The 21,210-nt window shown below is 64.6% G+C and carries 23 protein-coding genes; 15 read left to right on the top strand and 8 right to left on the bottom strand.

Annotated elements, in window-relative coordinates; translation table 11 throughout:
- Positions 1–21: 21 nt before the first annotated feature.
- Positions 22–393: an Mth938-like domain-containing protein gene (locus IPM73_09195; GenBank protein MBK8918205.1), complete on the top strand. Its 372-nt coding sequence runs from the start codon at positions 22–24 to the stop codon at positions 391–393.
- 39 nt (positions 394–432) lie between these two features.
- Here the strand turns inward: IPM73_09195 and rfbC are convergent, their stop codons facing one another.
- The 5 genes from rfbC to IPM73_09220 all read right to left on the bottom strand — a co-directional run bounded on the left by rfbC (position 433) and on the right by IPM73_09220 (position 4,210).
- Positions 433–990: a dTDP-4-dehydrorhamnose 3,5-epimerase gene (rfbC, locus tag IPM73_09200; GenBank protein MBK8918206.1), complete on the bottom strand. Its 558-nt coding sequence runs from the start codon at positions 988–990 to the stop codon at positions 433–435.
- A 99-nt stretch (positions 991–1,089) separates the two neighbouring features.
- Entirely contained in the window at positions 1,090–2,007 is a 918-nt protein-coding gene (gene rfbA / locus IPM73_09205) for a glucose-1-phosphate thymidylyltransferase RfbA (GenBank protein MBK8918207.1), read from the bottom strand.
- Positions 1,971–3,038 carry a dTDP-glucose 4,6-dehydratase gene (gene rfbB / locus IPM73_09210; GenBank protein MBK8918208.1) on the bottom strand — a complete coding sequence of 356 codons (1,068 nt, stop codon included), beginning with the start codon at positions 3,036–3,038 and terminating at the stop codon, positions 1,971–1,973. Before rfbB ends, rfbA begins: the two co-directional genes overlap by 37 nt.
- A gap of 183 nt (positions 3,039–3,221) precedes the next feature.
- Positions 3,222–3,557, bottom strand: a complete 336-nt coding sequence (locus IPM73_09215; GenBank protein ID MBK8918209.1) for a hypothetical protein — start codon at positions 3,555–3,557, stop codon at positions 3,222–3,224.
- Positions 3,554–4,210 carry a c-type cytochrome gene (locus IPM73_09220; GenBank protein MBK8918210.1) on the bottom strand — a complete coding sequence of 219 codons (657 nt, stop codon included), beginning with the start codon at positions 4,208–4,210 and terminating at the stop codon, positions 3,554–3,556. The genes IPM73_09215 and IPM73_09220 overlap by 4 nt, the downstream gene beginning before the upstream one ends.
- A gap of 59 nt (positions 4,211–4,269) precedes the next feature.
- Here IPM73_09220 and IPM73_09225 point away from each other — a divergent pair, with 59 nt between their 5' ends.
- Together IPM73_09225 and IPM73_09230 are read left to right on the top strand one after the other, a co-directional pair.
- On the top strand, positions 4,270–5,553 hold the full coding sequence (locus IPM73_09225) for a HAMP domain-containing histidine kinase (GenBank protein MBK8918211.1): 1,284 nt from the start codon (positions 4,270–4,272) through the stop codon (positions 5,551–5,553).
- Positions 5,550–6,083 (top strand): response regulator transcription factor, encoded by a 534-nt coding sequence (locus tag IPM73_09230; GenBank protein ID MBK8918212.1) that lies wholly within the window; start codon positions 5,550–5,552, stop codon positions 6,081–6,083. The genes IPM73_09225 and IPM73_09230 overlap by 4 nt, the downstream gene beginning before the upstream one ends.
- A gap of 47 nt (positions 6,084–6,130) precedes the next feature.
- On the opposite strand, the gene IPM73_09235 is transcribed toward IPM73_09230, so the two are convergent.
- From IPM73_09235 to IPM73_09245, 3 genes are read right to left on the bottom strand one after another with little or no spacing between them, the layout of a single operon-like run.
- Positions 6,131–6,598: a copper chaperone PCu(A)C gene (locus IPM73_09235; protein ID MBK8918213.1), complete on the bottom strand. Its 468-nt coding sequence runs from the start codon at positions 6,596–6,598 to the stop codon at positions 6,131–6,133.
- A 31-nt stretch (positions 6,599–6,629) separates the two neighbouring features.
- On the bottom strand, positions 6,630–7,226 hold the full coding sequence (locus IPM73_09240) for an SCO family protein (GenBank protein ID MBK8918214.1): 597 nt from the start codon (positions 7,224–7,226) through the stop codon (positions 6,630–6,632).
- Positions 7,227–7,229: 3 nt separating this feature from the next.
- Entirely contained in the window at positions 7,230–7,685 is a 456-nt protein-coding gene (locus IPM73_09245; GenBank protein MBK8918215.1) for a hypothetical protein, read from the bottom strand.
- 205 nt (positions 7,686–7,890) lie between these two features.
- Between IPM73_09245 and nosZ the strand changes: the two genes are divergently transcribed.
- The 12 genes from nosZ to IPM73_09305 all read left to right on the top strand — a co-directional run bounded on the left by nosZ (position 7,891) and on the right by IPM73_09305 (position 20,804).
- Positions 7,891–10,182: a Sec-dependent nitrous-oxide reductase gene (nosZ, locus tag IPM73_09250; GenBank protein ID MBK8918216.1), complete on the top strand. Its 2,292-nt coding sequence runs from the start codon at positions 7,891–7,893 to the stop codon at positions 10,180–10,182.
- Between the two features lie 84 nt (positions 10,183–10,266).
- Positions 10,267–10,572 carry a c-type cytochrome gene (locus tag IPM73_09255; GenBank protein ID MBK8918217.1) on the top strand — a complete coding sequence of 102 codons (306 nt, stop codon included), beginning with the start codon at positions 10,267–10,269 and terminating at the stop codon, positions 10,570–10,572.
- A gap of 108 nt (positions 10,573–10,680) precedes the next feature.
- Positions 10,681–11,415 carry a c-type cytochrome gene (locus IPM73_09260; protein MBK8918218.1) on the top strand — a complete coding sequence of 245 codons (735 nt, stop codon included), beginning with the start codon at positions 10,681–10,683 and terminating at the stop codon, positions 11,413–11,415.
- 99 nt (positions 11,416–11,514) lie between these two features.
- Positions 11,515–12,498 (top strand): hypothetical protein, encoded by a 984-nt coding sequence (locus IPM73_09265; GenBank protein MBK8918219.1) that lies wholly within the window; start codon positions 11,515–11,517, stop codon positions 12,496–12,498.
- Positions 12,499–12,503: 5 nt separating this feature from the next.
- On the top strand, positions 12,504–13,844 hold the full coding sequence (gene nosD / locus IPM73_09270) for a nitrous oxide reductase family maturation protein NosD (protein ID MBK8918220.1): 1,341 nt from the start codon (positions 12,504–12,506) through the stop codon (positions 13,842–13,844).
- On the top strand, positions 13,841–14,692 hold the full coding sequence (locus IPM73_09275) for a 4Fe-4S dicluster domain-containing protein (protein ID MBK8918221.1): 852 nt from the start codon (positions 13,841–13,843) through the stop codon (positions 14,690–14,692). Before nosD ends, IPM73_09275 begins: the two co-directional genes overlap by 4 nt.
- A gap of 44 nt (positions 14,693–14,736) precedes the next feature.
- On the top strand, positions 14,737–15,675 hold the full coding sequence (locus IPM73_09280; protein ID MBK8918222.1) for a NapH/MauN family ferredoxin-type protein: 939 nt from the start codon (positions 14,737–14,739) through the stop codon (positions 15,673–15,675).
- Between the two features lie 445 nt (positions 15,676–16,120).
- Positions 16,121–17,998, top strand: coding sequence for a sulfatase-like hydrolase/transferase (locus IPM73_09285; protein MBK8918223.1), 1,878 nt, complete (start codon positions 16,121–16,123; stop codon positions 17,996–17,998).
- Positions 17,999–18,126: 128 nt separating this feature from the next.
- Positions 18,127–18,981, top strand: coding sequence for an ABC transporter ATP-binding protein (locus IPM73_09290; GenBank protein ID MBK8918224.1), 855 nt, complete (start codon positions 18,127–18,129; stop codon positions 18,979–18,981).
- An 11-nt stretch (positions 18,982–18,992) separates the two neighbouring features.
- Positions 18,993–19,481 carry a nitrous oxide reductase accessory protein NosL gene (locus IPM73_09295; protein ID MBK8918225.1) on the top strand — a complete coding sequence of 163 codons (489 nt, stop codon included), beginning with the start codon at positions 18,993–18,995 and terminating at the stop codon, positions 19,479–19,481.
- 1 nt (position 19,482) lies between these two features.
- Positions 19,483–20,310, top strand: coding sequence for an ABC transporter permease subunit (locus IPM73_09300; GenBank protein MBK8918226.1), 828 nt, complete (start codon positions 19,483–19,485; stop codon positions 20,308–20,310).
- The gene (locus tag IPM73_09305; protein MBK8918227.1) at positions 20,310–20,804 is read left to right on the top strand and encodes a TlpA family protein disulfide reductase; all 495 of its coding nucleotides are present in this window, start codon (positions 20,310–20,312) and stop codon (positions 20,802–20,804) included. Before IPM73_09300 ends, IPM73_09305 begins: the two co-directional genes overlap by 1 nt.
- The last annotated feature ends 406 nt before the right edge of the window (positions 20,805–21,210 follow it).

Below are 21,210 nucleotides of genomic sequence, written 5' to 3' on the forward strand. Positions count from 1 at the left end.
GCACTCCGAGATTGCCAACCGATGAAGCTCCACCTCTCCAACACCGCCGGCCTCAACATCTTCACCGCCTACGGCGACGGCTACGTCGCCATCAACACCCAGCGCCACGAAGGCAACCTCATCGTCCTGCCGCAATCCTTGTTCACCGACTGGACCACCGCCACGCCCGCAAGCCTGAGCGAGGCCGACATGGCCAAGCTCCTCGGCCTGGGCACCGAAATCGTCCTGTTGGGAACCGGCAGGCAACTGCGCTTCCCCCCGGGCGCCCTGCTGCGCCCCTTCGCTCCGGCCGGCATCGGGCTGGAAGTGATGGATTTGCAGGCCGCCTGCCGCACCTACAACATCCTGGCAGCGGAAGGCCGCAAGGTGGCGGCGGCGCTGGTATTCGACTGAATCGCCGCCCGCCCCGCAAAGGGCGTGTGCCCCCCACCCTCAGGCGAACAGATCGCTGAGCGGAACGTCCTCGAGACGCGGCGCGGCCTTGTCCTTGCCGGAAAGCAGGGGCTCGTCGATCAGAGGCCAGGCAACGCCGACCTGGGGATCGTTCCAGACGACGGCACGCTCGTCGGCGGGCGAATAGGTGTCGGTGGTCTTGTAGAGGAAATCGGCGCTGTCCGAAAGGACCACGAAGCCGTGCGCGAACCCGGGCGGAATCCAGAGCTGGCGCTTGTTGTCGGCGGACAGGGTCTCACCCACCCAACGGCCGAAGCTGGGCGAACTGCGGCGCAGATCCACCGCCACATCGAAGACCTCACCCGCCACGACGCGCACGAGTTTGCCCTGGGCCCGCGGCGGCAACTGGTAGTGCAGACCCCGCAGCACCCCTCGAGCGGAGCGCGAGTGGTTGTCCTGGACGAATTCGAGATCCAGACCGGTCATCTCCCGGAAACGGGCGAGATTGAAGCTTTCGAAGAAGAAACCGCGATCATCGCCGAACACCTTGGGTTCGATGAGCACGACTTCCGGAATGGCGAGGGGACGAGCTTGCATGGTTTACCGTATGAGACATGGAGCCTCCCTGCGCCTTCCTCGCCCGCATCGCGGGAGAGGGGCCGGGGGAGAGGGATGGGCGGGGTACCGCCGGCCGGGTCAGGTCTTCACGCCGTCCCGCAACAGGGCGAGCAGATATTGCCCGTAACCGTTCTTGGCGAGGGCATTGCCCATCTCGGCCAGGCTGTCGTCACTGATCCAGCCCCGGCGCCAGGCGATTTCCTCAGGACAGGCCACTTTGAGGCCCTGGCGTTTTTCCAGGGTGGCAATGAACTGCGAAGCATCGAGCATCGATTCATGGGTGCCGGTGTCGAGCCAGGCGTAGCCACGCCCCATGATTTCCACCGAGAGCCCGCCCTGCTCCAGATAGAGGCGGTTCAGATCGGTGATTTCCAGTTCCCCGCGAGGCGAGGGCTTGAGGGCCTTGGCCAGGGAAACGACGCGGGTATCGTAGAAATAGAGCCCGGTGACGGCGTAATTGGACTTGGGCGCCCTGGGTTTTTCTTCCAGGCTGATGGCCCGGCCCCCGCCGTCGAATTCGACCACGCCGTAGCGTTCGGGGTCATGGACATGGTAGGCGAACACGGTGGCGCCATGGTCGCGGGCTACTGCGTTTTCCAGCAGCAGATGGAAGTCGTGCCCGAAGAAGATGTTGTCGCCCAGGACGAGGGCGCTGGGATCGTCGCCGATGAACTTCTCGCCGATGATGAAGGCCTGGGCGAGACCATCCGGCGAGGGTTGTATGGCGTAGCTCAGATTGATGCCCCAGCGGCTGCCGTCCCCCAGGAGTTGCTCGAAGCGCGGCGTGTCCTGGGGCGTGGAGATGATGAGGATGTCCCGGATTCCCGCCAGCATGAGGGTGCTGAGCGGGTAGTAGATCATCGGCTTGTCGAAGATCGGCAGCAGTTGCTTGGAGACCGCCAGGGTGGCGGGATGCAGCCGGGTGCCGGCACCGCCGGCGAGGATGATGCCCTTGCGTGTCACGCCTTGCCCTCCTGATAGTGCAGCTTGGTCCATTCCAGGTAGGCGCCGCTGGTCACGTCGCTCACCCAATCCGGGTTGTCCAGGTACCAGCGCACGGTCTTGCGAATGCCGGTTTCGAAGGTCTCGGCCGGTTTCCAGCCCAGTTCGCGCTCCAGCTTGCGGGCGTCAATGGCGTAACGCCGGTCGTGGCCGGGTCGGTCCTTGACGAAGGTGATCTGGCTGCGATAGCTGGCGCCGTCCGCCCGGGGACGCAGTTCATCCAGGATGTCGCACAGGGTGTGGACCACATCCAGATTGGGTTTCTCGTTCCAGCCGCCGACGTTGTAGGTCTCGCCCAGCCGCCCGGCCTCCAGCACGCAGCGGATGGCGCTGCAATGGTCCTTGACGTACAACCAGTCGCGCACCTGCTGGCCGTCGCCGTAGATGGGCAGGGGCTTTCCCGCCAAGGCATTGTGCAGCACCAGGGGAATGAGCTTCTCGGGGAAGTGGTAGGGACCGTAGTTGTTGGAACAATTGGTGGTCAGGACCGGCAGACCGTAGGTGTGGCAATAGGCCCGCACCAGGTGGTCGGAAGCCGCCTTGGACGCGGAATAGGGGCTGTTGGGTTCGTAGCGGTTGTTCTCGGCAAAGGGAGGATCGTCCTTGCCCAGGGAGCCATAGACCTCGTCGGTGGACACGTGCAGGAAGCGGAAGGCAGTCTTCTCCGCCTCCAGCAGCCCGCCCCAGTGGGCGCGCACCGCCTCCAGCAGCCGGAAGCTGCCGACGATATTGGTCTGGATGAAATCCTCCGGGCCGTGGATCGAGCGGTCCACGTGGGATTCCGCCGCAAAATTGACCACCGCCCGCGGCCTGTGCTCGGCGAGGAGCGCCGCCACGAGGTCGAAGTCACCGATGTCGCCCCGCACGAAGCGGTGGCGCACGTCCCCCTGCAGGGATTGCAGATTGGCGAGATTGCCGGCGTAGGTGAGCTTGTCGAGGTTGAGGACGGGCTCGTCACTCCCCTCGAGCCAGTCGAGTACAAAGTTGGAGCCGATGAATCCGGCGCCCCCGGTAACCAATATCATGCGAAGCCTCCTGAGATTGCGGCGCACCCCGGACCGCTTTCCGGCCGGCATGGCGCGAACGACTTGGCATTTTATCCGTTCGCGCGGGCTTCTCCGCATTGCCCCGCAGCAAAACGACGAAAATACCGGCCCGGGAAGTCTGGAAAGCTCCCCACCGCTCCATGGCACGCAGCGGCTGGAACGTCAGGGACGTTCGGATTCCCCGCTCTGCATCATTTCGTTGCAGGTGGCGCGGCTGAAGGCCTCGGCCTTCTTGGGGCTGTCGATCTGGGGTTCCTCGTAAATGCGGCGGACGATGGCATTGGTCACCCGAGGCCCCGGACTACCATCCTCGGCGAACAGTTTCATCGGGCGGCCCCTCTCCCGATCACCGAAGGCGACCATGGCGAAATCCCTCACCCTTTGGCAGAAGCGGATGCGTTCGGCGTCCGGCAGACTGTCGTCCACCGCACCCGCATGACCATGGGCGCTGACGCTCTGCGCTGCCACGGCGAGGAGGAGGGCGAGCAGACCCTTCATTCGCTCGGCCCCTGCAGTGTGGTGAGATAGGCGAGCACGTCCTGGATGTCCTTTTCCTTCAAGGTGTTGAGAACACCGCCCTTGCCTTCCTCGTCGTGGGGACGCTCGCCCTTCACGTAGGCATCGACCTGGCGCTTGAGGTAATTGGTGTATTGCCCCACCAGCATGGGAAATTTGCCGCGCCCCAGACCGGTCTTGGCATGGCAGGTGACACAGAGCTTCTGATAGACGGCGGCGCCGTTGTCGATGTCGCCTTCGGAGCGGGGAATAATCATCACCTTGTCCACCATCTGCAAGCGGGTCAGGGCGTCTTCGTCCCCCTTGAAGGTGGGCATCCGGGTCGGCAATTCGATAGCGGCCAGGTATTCCGCCACGTCGCGAATATCCTCGTCCGGCAATTCCCTTTCCTGGGTGTAGGGGAACATGGGGATGTTCACCCGGGTACGGGAACGAAAGCTCTTCAATTGATCCATGATGTAGCCGGCCCGCTGGCCCGCGATGCGCGGATACTCGCCCTTCTTGCCGCCTTGGCCGAACTCCCCGTGACAGGCCGCGCAGGTGCCGTTGATTTCCCTGCCTTTCTCGAGGTCCGCCGCGACCAGCGACCCGGTGGCCAGCACAAGGAGCAAGGGAAGAAAACGGAGGGCAGACATCGGCGAGCCTCGAAGGAAATCGATGCGGCGAATTGTCGCACGGGGGTTACGGGGAAAAATTGACGCATATCACCGATAATCCGGCCATGGTCGCCCCCCTCTCCCCCGACGCCGACACGCTCTCCGCCAGCCTGCGCCGCCTGTGTGCGGCCCGTTGGCTGGTGCTCGGCGTCATGGCCGTCCTGGTGGGGCTGACCGAACCCCTCCTGGGCGTTGCGCTGCCCCTGCTCCCCATGCTGCTCCTGATCGCCATCGCAGCGGCGCAGAACGGGCTCACCCTGGCCCGCCTTGGCCGCGGCGCTTGCGTCACGGCCAGCGAGTTCGCCCTGCAGCTCTGGCTGGATCTCGGCACCCTGGGCGCGCTCGTCTTCTTCAGCGGCGGCGCCACCAACCCCCTGGTTTCCCTGCTGCTGCCGCCGGTCGCCATCGCCGCCCTTGCCCTGCCGACCGCCTGGGTACTCGCCACCGGAGCCCTGGCCATCGCGCTCTATTCCCTGCTTATGGGAATCTACCTGCCCCTGCCCCTGGCCGACGGAGAAAGGGCGACCCGTCTGCACCTGGGGGGCATGTGGATCACCTTTGCCGTTTCGTCGGGGATGATCGCCTGGTTCGTGGTGCGCCTGAGCGCCCTGATCCGCCAGCGCGACGCCGCCCTTGGCGCCGCGCGGGAAGCAGCCCTACGCGACGAGCGGCTGGTCGCCCTGGGCACCCTCGCCGCCGGCGCGGCCCACGAGCTGGGCACACCCCTGGCCACCATGGCCGTCGTGACAGGGGAACTGGCCCGGGACCCCAAGCTGCCCGATGCCCTGCGCGATGACGTGACTCTCCTACGCCAGCAGATCGGCGTCTGCAAGGACATCATCACCGGGCTGTCGCGGCGTGCCGGCGCGGAAAGGCTGGATGCCGCCGCCCCGCGGCCGGTCGATCACTGGCTCGCCGGCATCATCGCCCGCTGGGAGGAATTGCGCCCCGACGCCCGCCACGTGCTCACCGCCAGCGGCCTCCGCCCTCCCCCCGCCATCGTCGCCGACCCCACCCTGGTCCAGGCGGTGATCAACCTCCTCAACAATGCGGCCACCGCCTCGCAGCAAGCGGTCGAAATCCTTGCCAAATGGGACGCCGAGAGGTTCGCCCTGGATGTGCGTGACCGCGGCCCCGGCTTCCCGCCGCAGGTGCTCGCACAAGGAGGCCATCAGGCCTTCCCCGGCCACGCCGGCGGCAGCGGCATCGGGCTCCTGCTGGCCCGCTCCGCCGTCGAGCGGCGGGGCGGAACCCTCGAGCTGAGCAATGACCCGGCCGGCGGGGCCATCGCCCACCTGGAACTTCCCCTGGCCCCGCCATGAATAACTCCATCCTCGTCATCGACGACGACGCCACCTTCAACAGCGTACTCGTCCGGGCCATGCAGCGTCGCGATCTCGGCGCCCGCGGCGCCACCACGCCGGAGGATGCCCTGGCCCAGGCCACGTCCGCGCCGCCAGAGCGGGTGGTCCTCGACCTCAACCTGGGCGGCAGTTCCGGCCTGGCCCTCATTCCGCAACTTCTTGCCCTCAACCCGGACTGCCGCATCGTGGTCCTGACCGGCTACGCCAGCATCGCCACAGCGGTGGACGCCATCAAGCTGGGGGCTGTGCAGTATCTGGCCAAGCCGGTGGAGCTGGAGGCGATCCTGGCGGCTTTTGCCGATGCCGAAGGGCCGGATACCGATTGCATTCCCTCCGACGAGCCCCTCTCGGTAGACCGACTGGAATGGGAGCACATCCAGCGCGTCCTGCACGAGAACGACGGCAACATTTCGGCCACGGCCCGCGCCCTGAAGATGCACCGGCGCACCTTGCAGCGCAAACTGGCCAAACGCCCCGTAAAACACTGACGCCCCGAAGGCAGCGGGGCCTGCCCCGCCCCTTTCGCGTCGGGCGATCAGTGATGGTGGCCGTGGTGATGCTCCTGGGCGGCTGCTCCAGGACGCACGACCTTGGCTTCGACGGTCTTGCTGCTGCCATCTTCGAAACCCAGGGTGAGCGGCACGCTGGCCCCTTCCTTGAGGGGCGCCTTGAGGTCGATGAGCATCACGTGCAGACCTCCAGGCTCCAGGCGAGCCTCACCCTTGGCGGGGATCTCGATGGCCTTGACCTGGCGCATGCGCATCACGCCGCCATCGTTGATGTGGTTGTGCAGTTCGGTGACCTTGGCGACGCCGTTGTCGACCTTGACCAGACGAGCCACCTTGCCGCCGGAATTTCTGAGGGCCATGAATGCGGCCGTCGCGGGCGCCCCCGGCGGTGCCATGCGGACGTAGGGGCCTTCGACCGAAACCTCGTCGGCCGAGCCGGCCCAGGCAGGGATGGCAGCGGCCAGGGCGGCCAACAGGCAAATATTCTTGAACATGACGTCTTCCTCTCGATCGGGATGGTGAAAATCAGGGCTTCAACAGGCGGCGGATTTCCGCGACGATCTGGTCGGGACCGGCGCCATGGGGCAAGCGCCCGGCGGGGTGGCCCTCCGGCGCGATCAGGTGCAATTCGGAACTGTGATCCACGGCGTAGCCGCCGCCGGCCGCCTCCGGTTGGCGGGCGTAATAGACGCCATAGCGGGTTGCCATCTCGGCGATCTCGGCTTCGGTGCCGGTAACGCCAAGGATGGCCGGATGGAAGAAGGCTGCGTACTCCTTGAGGTGACCCACCGTATCCCTGGCCGGGTCGACGGAAACGAATAGCACGCTGACCCGCGCCAATTCCTCGCGGCTGAGCCGTTCCAAGGCATCGGACACGGCCGCCAAGGCCGTGGGGCAGATATCGGGACAGTAGGTATAGCCGAAATAGATGAGGACAACCTTCCCGCGCTGGGCGGCGAGGGTCACTGGCCCGTCCGCGGAAGCCAGGGTGAAATCGCCTCCCGCCGGCTCCGGCGCCCGCGGCAACGCCCTGGGGGCCTGCTCCGGGTGCCAGAACAGCGCCAGGCCGACGACCGCTGCGAGAAGCAGCGCGGCAATGATTTGCAGGATGCGCAGGGGCACCCTCTACCTCGGCTGGGATCCAAAACGGAACGGTACGGCGATGCGCTCCCGCTCCGTTTCAAGCAGGACGGTGGCCTGCCAGTCCATGGTCCCCGTCACGCATACCGGCAGGGTCGCCTGGCCGGAAAAGTGCCCTTCTTCCCCTGCGATCAGGCGGGGTCGGTTGAGCCCCATGTTCATGGACACCCCGGCAAAATCGACCTCGGCGGCAGAGACTCTGCGGCCCTGAACGGCCACCTCGAGCCGCAGGGGTTTGACCATGGGAATGGGCCGCGGAACGAGGGAAAGCTCCACCCGCCCCCCACCGGGAAGCTCCGCAGAACAGGGCTTGCGGTGCAGATCGCAGGCGGGGTCCGGGGTCGCCGTGACGTCCGCCTTGGGCAACAGAAGCGGCGAGAGCTTGTAGCCGACCACGACGATCAGGGCCATGAGGAGCAGGCCAATCGCGTCGATCAGCATCTTCTTGTTCAAGACGAAACTCGCGCCAGTAGGGGAAATGGGAAGCGATTCTGCGGCAAGGACGCCGCGAAAACTTAATACGCGTCAATTTTTTCACAGCCTCTGCGGCATACAGTGTGCGGCAAATTGTCGCAGTGGGCCGTCAACGCTGCGCCGATGGAGGGAAGAAAGTCTACAAACCCTTGATTACATGGGAGATATCGAGATGAGAAAATTTGCAGTGAAATCCACCGCGCTGCTCGTCGCAGCCGGCCTGGGATTCGGCGCCGCCTCCGCGTGGTCCGCCGAGTCGCTGCAGGACGTGATGAAGCGTCGCAACCTGAGTCAGCAGGATCTGCTGGCCGCGGCCAAGACCTACGTTCCGACCGGCAAGCGCGACGAGTTCGTGGTCTTCAGTTCCGGCGGCCAGTCGGGCCAGGTCATCGTGTATGGCATTCCGTCCATGCGCATCCTGAAGTACCTCGCCGTCTTCACTCCGGAACCCTGGCAGGGCTATGGCTACGACGAGAACTCCAAGGCCGTTCTCGCTCAAGGCGCCATCGACGGCAAGCAGATCACCTGGGGCGATACGCACCATCCCGCCATCTCCGAAACCGACGGCAAGTACGACGGCCAGTTCCTGTTCATCAACGACAAGGCCAATCCCCGCCTCGCCGTCATCGACCTGCGTGACTTCGAAACCAAGCAGATCGTGGTCAACCCGATCTACAAGTCCGAGCACGGCGGCGCCTTCGTCACCCCGAACAGTGACTACGTGATCGAAGCCGCCCAGTACCCCGCCCCGCTGGAGAACAAGAAGTTCTACCCGCTGGAGGATATGAACGAGAAGTACCGCGGCGGCGTGACCTACTGGAAGTTCGACCGCAAGGAAGGCCGGATTGATCCGAAGCAGTCCTTCTCCCTCGAGTTGCCCCCCTACTGGCAGGATCTGTCCGACGCCGGCAAGGGCCCCTCTGACGGCTGGTCCTTCACCAACTCCTTCTGTTCCGAGCGCTACGTCGGCGGCATCGAAAAGGGCCGTCCCCCGTACGAAGCCGGTTGCTCCGCCAAGGACACCGATTACCTGCACGTGATCAACTGGAAGAAGGCCGCCGAACTGGTCGCCGCCGGCAAGGCCAAGACCATCAACGGCCACAAGGTGCTGCCCCTGGAGGTGACCACCAAGGAAGGCGTGCTCTTCCTGGTTCCCGAGCCCAAGTCGCCCCACGGCGTGGACGTGACTCCGGACGGCAAGTTCATCATTGTCTCCGGCAAGCTGGACACCCACACCTCGGTGTATAGCTTCGAGAAGCTCCAGGCCGCCATCAAGGCCAGCAAGTTCGAGTCCAAGGATCCGTACGGCGTGCCCGTCATCGGCCTCCAGGACGCCCTCGACAAGCAGGTGCAACTCGGCCTCGGCCCCCTGCACACCCAGTACGACTCCAAGCCCTGTATCGCCTACACCTCCCTGTACGTCGATAGTCAGGTCGCCAAGTGGAACTACTGCGAAGGCAAGGTGGTGGACAAGATCTCCGTCCATTACAACATCGGTCACCTGATGGCCATGGAAGGCGACTCCGCCGATCCCAAGGGCCGCTACCTGGTTGCGCTGAACAAGCTGGCCATCGACCGCTTCGTGCCCGTCGGCCCGCTGCACCCGCAGAACCACCAGCTCATCGACATTTCGAACGACAAGATGCAACTGTTGTACGACATGCCGCTGCCGCTGGGCGAGCCGCACTACGCCGTCTCCATTTCCGCCGACAAGCTGAAGCCGGGCGTCCGCTACAAGGTGGGCACCGACTCCCGCACCGACAAGCCGCACCCGGGCGCCGTCCGGGCCGGCGAGGAAAAGACGGTCAAGAAGGGCAACAAGATCGAGGTCTTCGGTACCCTGATCCGTTCGCACATCACGCCTGAAACCATCGAGGCGGACGTGGGCGACGAGGTCACCATCCACCTGACCAACCTCGAGCGGGCCCAGGACGAGACCCACGGCTTCACCGTCTCCACCTACAACGTCCATGGCTCGATCGAACCGGGCAAGACCATCACCGTCAAGTTCAAGGCCGACAAGGAAGGCGTGTATCCGTACTACTGCACGGAATTCTGTTCCGCCCTGCACCTTGAAATGATGGGCTACCTGCTGGTCAAGCCGAAGGGCTGGAAGCCGACCAAGACCGAAATGGCCAAGCAGGGCTATACCGAAGGGGACTACAAGACCACGCTGAAGAAGGTTGCCGATACGCAAGCCGTCATCGACTCCGTCGTCGGTTACATCACCAGCGTGAACTTCAAGGACTTCCCGGACGTGGTCGCCATGGTCGAGGACGCCACCGATCAGTTGAACAAGATCAAGGGCGCCAAGGAGAAGCACGAGGCCGCTGCCGCCAAGAAGGATTGGGAACAGGCCAACCTCTGGGCCGAGCAAGTCTGGCAATACCAGGTCAAGGCGGCCGACCTCGGCCTGCGCGCCAAGACCTACCTGGAGCAGAACGGCGCCAAGAAGGTCAAGTGAGCCGTACGACTTGATCTGACTTAAGGCAATCATCGGGGAGCGGAGTCAATCTGCTCCCCGTTTTACATTCCGGAGGAAAAAACCATGAAATATGTAATGACTTTCGCTGCCGCCCTGCTGGCCACCGGTCCCGTATTGGCCGCCGACGGCGCCGCCCTGTACAAGGAAAAGACCTGCACCGCCTGCCACGGTGCCGACGGCAAGAAAACCCTGATGCCCGACTATCCCAAGATTGCCGGCCAGAATGCCAAGTACATCGAGCGCCAGATGCTCGACATCAAGAGCGGTGCCCGGGCCAACGGCAACAGCGCCGCCATGAAGGGGGTCATGGAAATCGTGACCGAAGCCGATATCAAGGCCCTGGCCGCCTACATTGCCAACATGAAATGATTGGAGCATGGGGGATGGACGATAGTCCTCTCCCATGACGCAAATCAAGGACCGCTGATATAGCGCGGCGGGACAATCCGCTGCCCACACCGAATAAGGATCATTGTCATGAAAGCACCCCTGCTCCTCGTTTCCCTGCTCTGCGCCGGCCTTGCCTTTGCCGGGCCCCCGGCTCCCAAGCAAGAGGGTATTGAAGGCAAGGACTACAAGTGGAACGCCCAGGGCGGTGAAAAGTCTGACGCCCTGACCAAGAAGGGCGACAAGAAGGCCGGCCAGGAAGCCTACGAAGTCTGCGGCGCCTGCCACCTGCCCTCCGGCGCCGGCCGTCCCGACGGCACCTTCCCGCAGCTCGCCGGCCAGCACACCACGGTGCTGATCAAGCAGATGGCCGACATCCGCGCCGGCCTGCGCGATAATCCGACCATGTATCCCTTCGCCGCCACCCTGGTGGACCCGCAGGAGCTGGCCGATGTGGCCGCCTACATCGAGGGCCTGTGCATCCCCGTGGAACACGGCAAGTACGAGGGTGCCGACGCCGCCATCAAGGTCAGCCAGGGCAAGGAACTCTACGAGAAGCAGTGCCTGGAGTGCCACGGCAAGAACGGCGAAGGCAACAAGGAGAAGTTCTACCCGGTCATCGCGGGCCAGCACTACAAGTACCTGCTGCGCCAGATGACCGAAATCCGTGACGGTCACCGCCGCAATGCCAACCCGGACATGGTCAAGGTCATCAAGCCCTACACCAACGACCAACTGGTGGCCATTTCTGCCTACCAGTCCAGCCTGACCATGCCGGGCTCCATGTGCAAGGCCAAGGCCGGCGCCCCGGCCAAGAAGAAGTAAAATCCACCGAACGAAAGGCCGGCCTGGCGGGGCCGGCCGCCTGCCACGAACGGCGCCGCAGAGCGCCGTCGCCCGTTCGCAGTCACCCAGAGAACCGAAATGTCTGATTCAAAGAAGCAGAACACCCTGGTCGGGGGCCTCGCCCTCGTCGCCCTCGTCGCCCTGGTCGCCGCCTATTTCGCCCCCATCTGGTGGGTCTCCCTCACCGCCCCCAATTACCCCAAGGACGCCTTTCCCGACGGCATCCGCATCCACTTCCATTTCGACGGCGTCTATAACGGCTGCACCGTCGCCGGCAAGGGCAGCCGCATGGCCAACGAGATCATCGAGAAGGATCTCGGCCACGACGACGAACGCTACAACCCCATCACCGACGCCAAGAAGGACGTCAACAAGGGGGCCGAGGGTCTCGACTGCGTTCACGAGATGAACACCATCAACCACTACGTGGGCATGTTCCCCATCGCCACCGGCGCCCCGGTGGAAAAGCCCCTGGCCAAATTCTTCTTCGGTTTCTTCGCTGTGATGATCCTGGCCTTCGCCCTGCCGCGCAAGAAACCCCGTGTCGCCCTACTGGCAGCCGGATTCACCGCCGTTGCCGCCTGGATGATCGTGGACCAGTACGTCCTCGGCCATCTCGAGTCCCATGTCCAGGCCTACATGAACGAGGCCGGAGCCTTCTTCAAGGAACCGGAAAAAATCAAGATTTGGGGCGACAACGTGCGCAGCATTTCCCACCTCGTGATTGCAGGCATCCTCGTCGCCATGATCGTCGTGCTTGCGGGTGTCGCCAAGTTCCGCCCCTTCCAATTGCTCCTGGCCCTGGTGCCCGCCCTGCTGCCGGTATTCTTCGTCATCACCTATTCCGCCTGGCTGTGGTTCTTCGGCCACAACCTCCATCCCTGGGGCGCCTTCACGGTGAAGCCCTTCATGCCCACCGTGTTCGGCGAGGGCAAGGTGGCCCAGTTCTCCACTTACTCCTACCCCTACTGGGGCTACGGGCTGCTGGTCCTGATCTTCGCCTGCCTCATGCTTGCACTGCTCATTCGCCGCAAGCAGTTGCGCGAAGGCACTGCCGAGTAGGCACCATGGGCCGCTTCCCGCGCGCCTTTCTCGCCCTCCTGGGGTTTGCGGTCGGGCTCGGCGCGGTGGGGCTGGCGACCTCCCAATCCCTGGAAGGCATGGGCAAGCCCAATCTGGCGGCCAACTGGGGATCGTCCAGCGAGAAGGCTCGCCGCCCGGCCGCCCCGCACCGAACCGACATCCCCTGGCTGCAGATCCTGGTGGACCAGGCGCCAGCGGGTTCAGTCCTCAAGCTCCCCCCGGGCACCTACGCCGGACCGGTGCTGGTGGATAAGCCGCTCACCTTGGACGGCGGTGGACAGGTCACGGTGGACGGGGGCGGCAAGGGCACGGTCTTCGTCATCGACGCCGAGGGCGTCACCCTCAGGAACCTGCGCCTGACCGCCTCCGGCGACTCCCACGACAGCGACGACACCTGTCTCAACGTGCGGGGCAAGCATCACCTGATCGAGCAGGTGCGCATCGACGATTGCCTCTTCGGCATCGACCTCAAGCAGGCGGACTACAACACCATCCGCGAAAACCACATCCGCTCCAAGGCCAAGGAACTCGGCGTGCGGGGTGACGGCCTGCGCCTGTGGTACAGCCATCACAACCTGATCGAAAAGAACGAAGTGGTCGACTCCCGCGACATGGTGGCCTGGTATTCCAACCACAACATCTACCGCGGCAATATCGGCAAGCGCAGCCGCTATTCCATCCACTTCATGTTCGCCAAGGACAGTGTGGTCGAAGGCAATTCCTTCTACGACAACGCGGTCGGCATCTATCTCATGTACACCGAGCGGATTCATATCCGCAACAACCTCATCTCCCACGCCACCGGAGCCGCCGGCATGGCCCTCGGCTTCAAGGAATCGAGCGATTCCGACGTGGAAAACAACGAAGTCATCTACTGCGCCGTCGGCGTCGGCTCCGACCTTTCTCCCTTCGAACCCGACACCACCATCCGCTTCAAGGGCAACCGTTTTGCCTTCAACGGGGTCGCCGTACGCTTCACCAGCGAGCTGGGGGGCAATGTCCTGCACGACAACGTCTTCGAGGGCAACCTGACCGACGTGGTGCAGATGGGCCGCGACGTGGCGGGCAAGAATGAATGGAAGGGCAATTACTTCGCCGACTACCAGGGCTTCGACCGCAACGGCGACGGCATCGGCGATACCCCCTACGAGTTGTACGCCTACGCCGACCAGATCTGGATCGAGACGCCGCCGGCGCAGTTCTTCAAGACCGCGCCGGTCCTCGAACTCCTCGACTTCCTCGAACGCCTGGCCCCCTTTTCCTCCCCGGAGCTGCAACTGCGGGATACGGCGCCGCGTTTCGTCAAGCCCGGGAGGCCCTCATGAGCGACCAACGTCCGCCGGCCCCGCCGCCAAGCCCGCCCCTGTCCAAGGCCAAGCGCCAGACCAATCGCCGGCGCTTCATCCGTACCGCCCTGCTCACCGGCGGTGTCCTGGGCGCCGCGCTTTCCGGCTTTCTGCCCCAGATATACGCCCTGAAGAAGCGCCTGCGTCCCCCCGGTGCCCTGGACGAAAGGGACTTCCTGGCCAGTTGCATCAAGTGTGGCCAATGCGTCCAGGTCTGTCCGGTGCAGGCCATCAAGCTTGCCGACCTGGTGGACGGCATGGGCGTAGGGGTGCCCTACATCGAAGCTCGCGAACAGGCCTGCGATTTTTCCTGCGACGCGGTGCAGTGCATTCTGGCCTGCCCCACCGGATCGCTCACCTACATCAAGCCCGATTTCCTGCCCGTCCGCGCGGGAGCCGCCCTAGCCGCCAAACCCATACTCCTGGCCAAGGAAAAAGACGCCGAGCCGACCCTCAACTTGAAGGAGCGCATCGGCGTCGCCCGCCTCACGCGCCCCGAAGCCTGCCTTGCCGTCCAGGGCAAGGGCTTCAAGGGACAGTCCCGCGGCGCTGACTTCCAGGGGCGCATGCGGCACATGGCGGTGGACCGCTGGAAGCCGATCAAGGTCGCCGACCATCCCTACGACGTGGCGGAATGCGACCTATGCGCCCGGGAGTGCCCCGTCAAGGGTGCCATCTCCATCGAGACTGTCTTCGCCCCCGACGGTCGCAAACGCAAGTCCCCCGTCGTCCATGAACCCTGCGTCGGCTGCGGCGTGTGCGAAATGATCTGCCCGGTGGAACCCACCTGCATCACCATCGAAGCCCGCGAGGTCTGGAAAGCATGAGCGACGACGTCCTGAAGAAGCGCTTCTTCCAGCAAATCAAGGTCATGTTCGGCTGGGAACCGGGCAAGCCGACCCAGATCAGCGACGCGGCCAAGCAGGTCCATGAACTCAAGCGCCTGACCAACAAGCAGGACCTCCTGGCAGTCAAGGCCCACATGCGCGCCCACGAGGTCAAATCCACCAAATGGCGCAATCGCCGCTGGGCGACCCTGATTTTCGCCAACCTGCTCTTCGTGCTTTCCTACTGGCTCGACATCCAGGTGCTGGAAGGCTCCCTTACCGCCTCGCGCTTCGTCGGCTTCCACCTCATCGACCTCAATTCCGCCCTGCAGGTGATGCTGGCCCACAAGCACATCATCACCAACTTGCTCATCGGCACCGGCACCGTGCTCCTCCTGTGGATCCTGTTCGGCGGACGGACCTTCTGCTCCTGGATATGCCCCTACCATCTGGTGGCCGAATGGGCCGAGAAAATCCACCTCAAACTGGCGGAAAAGAGGCTGGTCAGCGACCAGAGCATAGACCGCCGCCTGCGCACCGTCTTCTGGATCCTCTTCGCCCTCCTGGCCCTGGCCACCGGCTACACCGTCTTCGAGGCCATCTCCCCCACCGGCATCCTCTCCCGTGCCCTGATCTATGGCCCCGGCCTGGCGTTGCTCTGGGTACTGGCCCTGCTCGTCTTCGAGATCTTTTTCTCCCGCCGCGCGTGGTGCCGCTACGCCTGTCCCATCGGGCTCACCTATGGGGTGGTGGGCATCCTTTCGCCCCTGCGCGTCCGCTACACCCTGGAAGGCTGCTTTCACGAAGGCGACTGCCGCAAGGTCTGTCTGGTGCCCCATGTGCTGGATACCGTGATCAAGGGCCGCGCCGTCGCCCCGCAAGTGCCCATCGGGCCTGACTGCACCCGTTGCGGCCTGTGCGTGGACGCCTGCCCGACGGGCTCCCTCAAGTTCGAGGTCAAGGGGCTCTCCAAGCTCCTGTGAGCTACGGGGGGAGAACGGAGCGGGAAGCGGACGGCAGCGTGACCCGGGTCAGTCGCGAGACATGGTCCTCCAGGGTTCCCCCAGGGAACTTCTCTCCGCACCGACGGTGTGGCGTCTGCTGCTGAGCGTCGGCATCCTGCTTGCCAATCTCACCCTTGCCAACACCTCGCCGTCTTCGTGCTTTGGGCTGCCTATCGCTCTCCGCTCGCTCAGCACGTAGGCCATTGACCGATCCACAGTTCGTCCCGACGCCAACAGGCTGCTGACCGGGTTTCGCGGGCTTGCCGCCGAGCCCTCGGCTTTCAGGATCGGCGCCGGAACGGCCATGGCACCCTCTATTCCTCGCGGCTACCGCGCTTTCACGCTGGATTAAGCGCGCCTTAATCGCCGGGCACGTAGAATGGCGCCCTCCGTCCCCGCCGCTTACCCCTCAGGAGTCTCTTTCATGTCCCAACCCGCCCGGGCTGTCAGCCTGCGCACATACTTCGCCCTTGCCTACGGGGCGATCTTTATTGCCCTGGCGTGCTTCTGGCCCTTTGTCGAAGTCGCCGACGGCATGGGGTGGGTCTTCATCTTGGCAGCCACCGCAGGCTACGCCGGCTTTTACCTCCTCCCTGCGATCCTGGTTTGCCTGCTCCTCGAGCGCTTGCTACCGGCACGCGCCCAGGCTCCGCGCTGGCGCAATGCCGTCCTGCAGACGGCGGCCACCGTCATCACCGCAGCGGTATTGCTGATCCTGTACGCCGACTATCGCCTCTATGAGCTGTACCAGTTCCATATCAACAAGTTCGTCATCAATCTCGTCTCCACCCCGGGCGGAATCGCCGCCCTGGGCGCCACGTCGGCCACCGAGCGCAGCGTGGCGATCCAGGTGGCCCTGCTGCTGGCGGCAAGTGCGGGACTCCTGGCCCTGGCGCGCAAACTTCCCGGCTTCAGGGATCATCTGACCCGACGGCGACTGGCTGTTGCGTTTTCTGCGCTGACCTTGATCTTCATCGGTCAGGAACTCGCCTTTGCCCACGGAAAATACGCCGGGGACGACAAGCTGCTGGAAGTAGCCGATGCGACGCCTTTCCGAATTCCACTCAAGCTCAGTTCGCTGTTCAAGGCACTGGGCATCAAGCACACCGCCCGATCCGAACTGCGTCTGGCCGGCGGCACGGTGCGCTACCCGGTGGCCCCCCTCCAGCAGGACAAGGCCGCCCCGTCTCCCAATGTCATCATGCTGGTGGCGGAGTCCTTCCGCTGGGATCTGCTCGATCCCGAAATCACCCCCAATCTCTGGCGCTTCTCCCAAGGGGCTACGCGCTTTGAGCGGCATTACAGCGGCGGCAACCGGACCCGCATGGGCCTGTTCTCGCTCTTCTACGGCATTTACGCCCCCTATTGGTACAGCTTCGAGAAGCAAAGGGTTGCCCCGGTTCTCATGGACACGCTGCGCAGCCGGAACTACCAGTTCGCCATTCACACCAGCCAGAGCTTCGATTACCCGGAGTTGCGTCACACGACCTTCACCCAGGTTCCCGAGGAGTATTTGCAGGAAATCAAGACGGGCGAGCCGTGGCAACGCGACATCCAGAACATCAGCGACATCATCGCCAAGATCGAGAAGCGCGACACCAAGCGTCCCTTCTACAGCTTCATGTTCTTCGAATCGACCCACGCGCCCTACAGTTTCCCGGCCCAGGACGCACTGCGCCGCGAATACGTGACCGAATTGGATTACATCAAGCTCAACCTGCGGGAGAACATCGGCGGCATGCACGCCCGCTACGTCAACGCCGCGCACCACATCGACCGGGAAGTCGCACGCCTGCTCGCTGCGCTCAAGGAACAAGGCATGCTGGACAACACCATCGTGCTCTTCACCGGCGACCACGGCGAGGAGTTCCTGGAGAAGGGCCACTGGGGCCACGGCCACGGCACCACCTTCACCGAGGAGCAAATCCGCGTGCCGTTCATCTTGTCCATCCCGGGCCAGGCCCCGGCCGTCGTCTCCCATCGGACGTCCCATCTGCAGGTGGCGCCTACCCTGATGCGCGCCCTCGGGGTCACCAATCCCCCCTCGGACTACAGCTCTGCGGTGCCCCTGGACCAGACGCTGCCTTACTTCGTCCTCGGTGAATACGACCTCATGGGAGTCATGGACGAAGAGTACAAGATCAGTTTCCCCTACACCGGCAGTTTCCTCTTTCGTTACACGGTGCAGGACATGAACGATCACCCGGTTGCCGTCGACGAGCGGAAACGGGCCCTGGCCAAGCGTGACGCACTGCTCAAGGCGGTGGCCGCCGAAAGCCGGCGCTTCGTGGGCGGCGGCTGAGTCCGCCCATCCGGACCGTGGCGGGCTGGTGCGACGGTCCGCAAGGGCGCTTCAAACCATGCACTGAAGCATTCGGATTTTGATGGATGTTCAACGCCCGGCTTTCGCCGCCCCCTATAATCCGGGCCATGATTCGTCTCCAGAATGTCGCCAAAACCTTCCGCCGGGCCCGGGTCCTCGACGGCATCAGCCTCGACATCGGCCTCGGTGAGCGGGTGGCCCTCATCGGTTCCAACGGGGCCGGCAAGACCACCCTGATTCGTTGCCTCCTGGGGGAATACACCCACGACGGCGAGGTTTCCATTGCCGATCGGGATCCGCGCAGCCATCGCACCACGGTTCTGGGAAACATCGGCTTCGTGCCCCAGTTGCCGCCGCCCCTCAAGATGCCCGTGGGACAGTTGATCGAATTCTCCGCCTCCCTGTGCGGCACCGATCCCCGGCGCATCCACGCCATCGCCAAACGCCTGGGGCTGGACGTGGAGGCGGTCCTCGGCCGCCAGTTCGTCCGTCTTTCCGGCGGCATGAAGCAGAAGTTGCTCATCGCCATCGCCCTGGGCCGGGACGCCAAGGTGCTCATCATGGACGAACCCGCCGCCAACCTGGATCCGGAAGCGCGCAAGATCTTCTTCGAGCTGCTGGCCGAGCGCCAGGACGACACCACCATGATCATTTCCAGCCACCGCCTGAACGAGGTGTCGACTCTGGTGAACCGGGTCATCGAGCTGGACATGGGCAAGGTCGTTCTCGACGACCGGGTGGCGGACGACGTCTCCCTGGCCGGCGTGCTGACCTGCCGCATCGTCGTCAAGCGCGCCGAACCGGCCTTCGCCAAGGCCTTGGGTGCGTGGAATTTCGCCGACCGGGGCGGCGGCCTGGTCTGGGAGGGCACCGTCTCCGGGCCGGACCGCCTGCGCTTTCACGGCATGGTTTCCCGTTACGTCGCGCTCATCAGCGACATTTCCCTCGCCGAAACCGCTTGACGTCACGCCCCATGGTCGATCGCACCCGCCGTCTCCTGCTCCGCCGAAGCGCGGCAGGCGCACTGGTGGCTCCGCTTGCCGGCTTCCTCGCCGCCTGCGGCGGCAAATCCGGCTGGCCGGAGGGCATGGTCGAGATCAAGTGGGACCGCGATGTCTGTGCCCGCTGCAGCATGGTCATTTCCGACCGGCGCTTCGCGGCCCAGATACGCGGCGGCCCGCACAACGAGGCCTTCAAGTTCGACGACGTCGGCTGCCTCGCCTTCTGGCTGCGGGACAAAGCCAGGGAACTGCCCTGGCTGGCGGAAGCAGCGACCCGCCTGTGGGTCGCCGACCACGGCAGCAAGCCCGAGGCCCTGGCCTGGCTGGACGCCCGCCAGGCGCACTACCTGGGCGGCAAGCACTCTCCCATGGGCTACGGCTACGCGGCCTATTCGCTGCCCCAGGCGGGCAGCCTCGATTTCGACGCCCTGCGCGAGCAGGTCGTCCTGAAGGGCAAATGACATGAAACAACTCTGGCTCACCGCCCGGCTCGACTTGGTCGAGTCCCTGCGCGCCCGCTGGTTCCAGATCTACACGCTGGTCTTCGGCGGTATCGTCGCCCTGCTCTTCGTCTTCGGCCTCACCGAATCCCGGGTGCTCGGCTTCATCGGGCTCTCCCGCCTGCTGGTCACCTACATCCAGCTCACCATGGCCATCCTGCCCATCTTCGTCCTCATCACCACGGTGCGCTCGGTGGCCGGGGACCGGGAAGCGGGCGTCTTCGAATACCTGCTCTCCCTGCCGGTCTCCCTGGGGGCCTGGTTCTGGGGCAAGATCCTCGGCCGCTACGTCGCCGTCTTCGCGCCGGTCTTCCTCGCCATGCTGGCCGCCGTCGCCTGGGCCACCCTGCGGGAGATCGAAGTGCCCTGGGGCATGTTCGGCTACTACACCGCCCTCCTCGCCGCCATGGCCGCGTGTTTCCTCGGTATCGGCATGCTGCTCTCTTCTCTCGCCCGCAGCACCGACATGGCCCAGGGCGCGGCCTTCCTGGTCTGGCTGGTGTTCCTGCTCTTCCTCGACCTCATCCTCCTGGGGGTGATGATCCAGGGCAAGGTGAGCCCCGATGTGGCCGTCCTGGTGGCCCTGGCCAACCCGCTGCAGGTCTTCCGCACCGCCGCGCTGGCCCTCTTCGACCCCCAGCTCATCGTCCTCGGCCCCTCGGCCTACATCATCCTCGACAACTTCGGCGTGGCCGGCTACAAGGTCTTCGCCCTGGCCTACCCCACCCTGCTGGGACTGGCCTCGGCCGCCCTGGGTTATTTCATCTTCCGCCGCGGCGACCTGCCCTGATGCGCGTTCTCCTCCTGCTGTTCTGGCTCGTGCCCAGCCTCGCCCTCGCGGCGGACGAAGCCCTGCCCCCCACCGCGCCCCTCTTCGCGGCCACCCTGTGGGATACCGAAGACAAGCCCGTGGCCCTGGAGCGCTACCGCGGCCGGCCCCTCATCGTCAATTTCTGGGCGCGCTGGTGCGGTCCCTGCCGCCAGGAAATCCCGGAACTCGTCCACCTGCGGGCCGCCTACCGGGGACGCATCGAGGTTCTCGGCATCGGCCTGGAAGACAAGGCGGAAGCGGTCAAGGAATTCGCCAAGGCCTACGACATGGATTACCCGGTCTTCCTGGCCAAGGACAAGGCCCTGCCCCTGATGCAGGCCCTGGGCAACACCCGGGGCGCCCTGCCTTACACCGTCGTCATCGACGCCGAGGGCCGCATGCTGTCGAAGAAACTCGGCGTCCTCAAAAAGCCCGACCTGGACGCCGCCGCGGCCGCCCTGCTGGCGAAATAGCCCCTCTTGTACCGCTTACCGGGGAGTCGGCGGGCCTTCCTGGAAGTCAGTCACACCGGAGGTGGGGATGTCGAGGCGCGCATCCACGCCCTGACCCCACGAGCCGAGCGTCCCTGACCCTACGGGACTGACTGTTTCAGCCGGAGCCCAAGCTACCCCCCGGAGAGGAGCCCCCCAGGCTCCCGAGGTGCGCCGGGAAGACCCCGCAGGGTGCCCCCGATCCAGGAGCGGCTTCAGGCTATTTTTCCCGGCCACCGAGAGGAAACCCAGGGCCTGTTCACAATCAACCCAAAAATCTTGACATGCCATATGCACACGCGCCTGAATTATTCGTTCACTGTCAATGACAGGCAAAAAGTCACCAGTGGAAAGGCGACCCCGGGTCGGCACCGGGCTTCCGGGCTCA

It is taken from the genome of Betaproteobacteria bacterium (genome assembly GCA_016720065.1).
In the GTDB taxonomy this organism is placed as follows: Bacteria; Pseudomonadota; Gammaproteobacteria; order Burkholderiales; family Rhodocyclaceae; genus SSSZ01.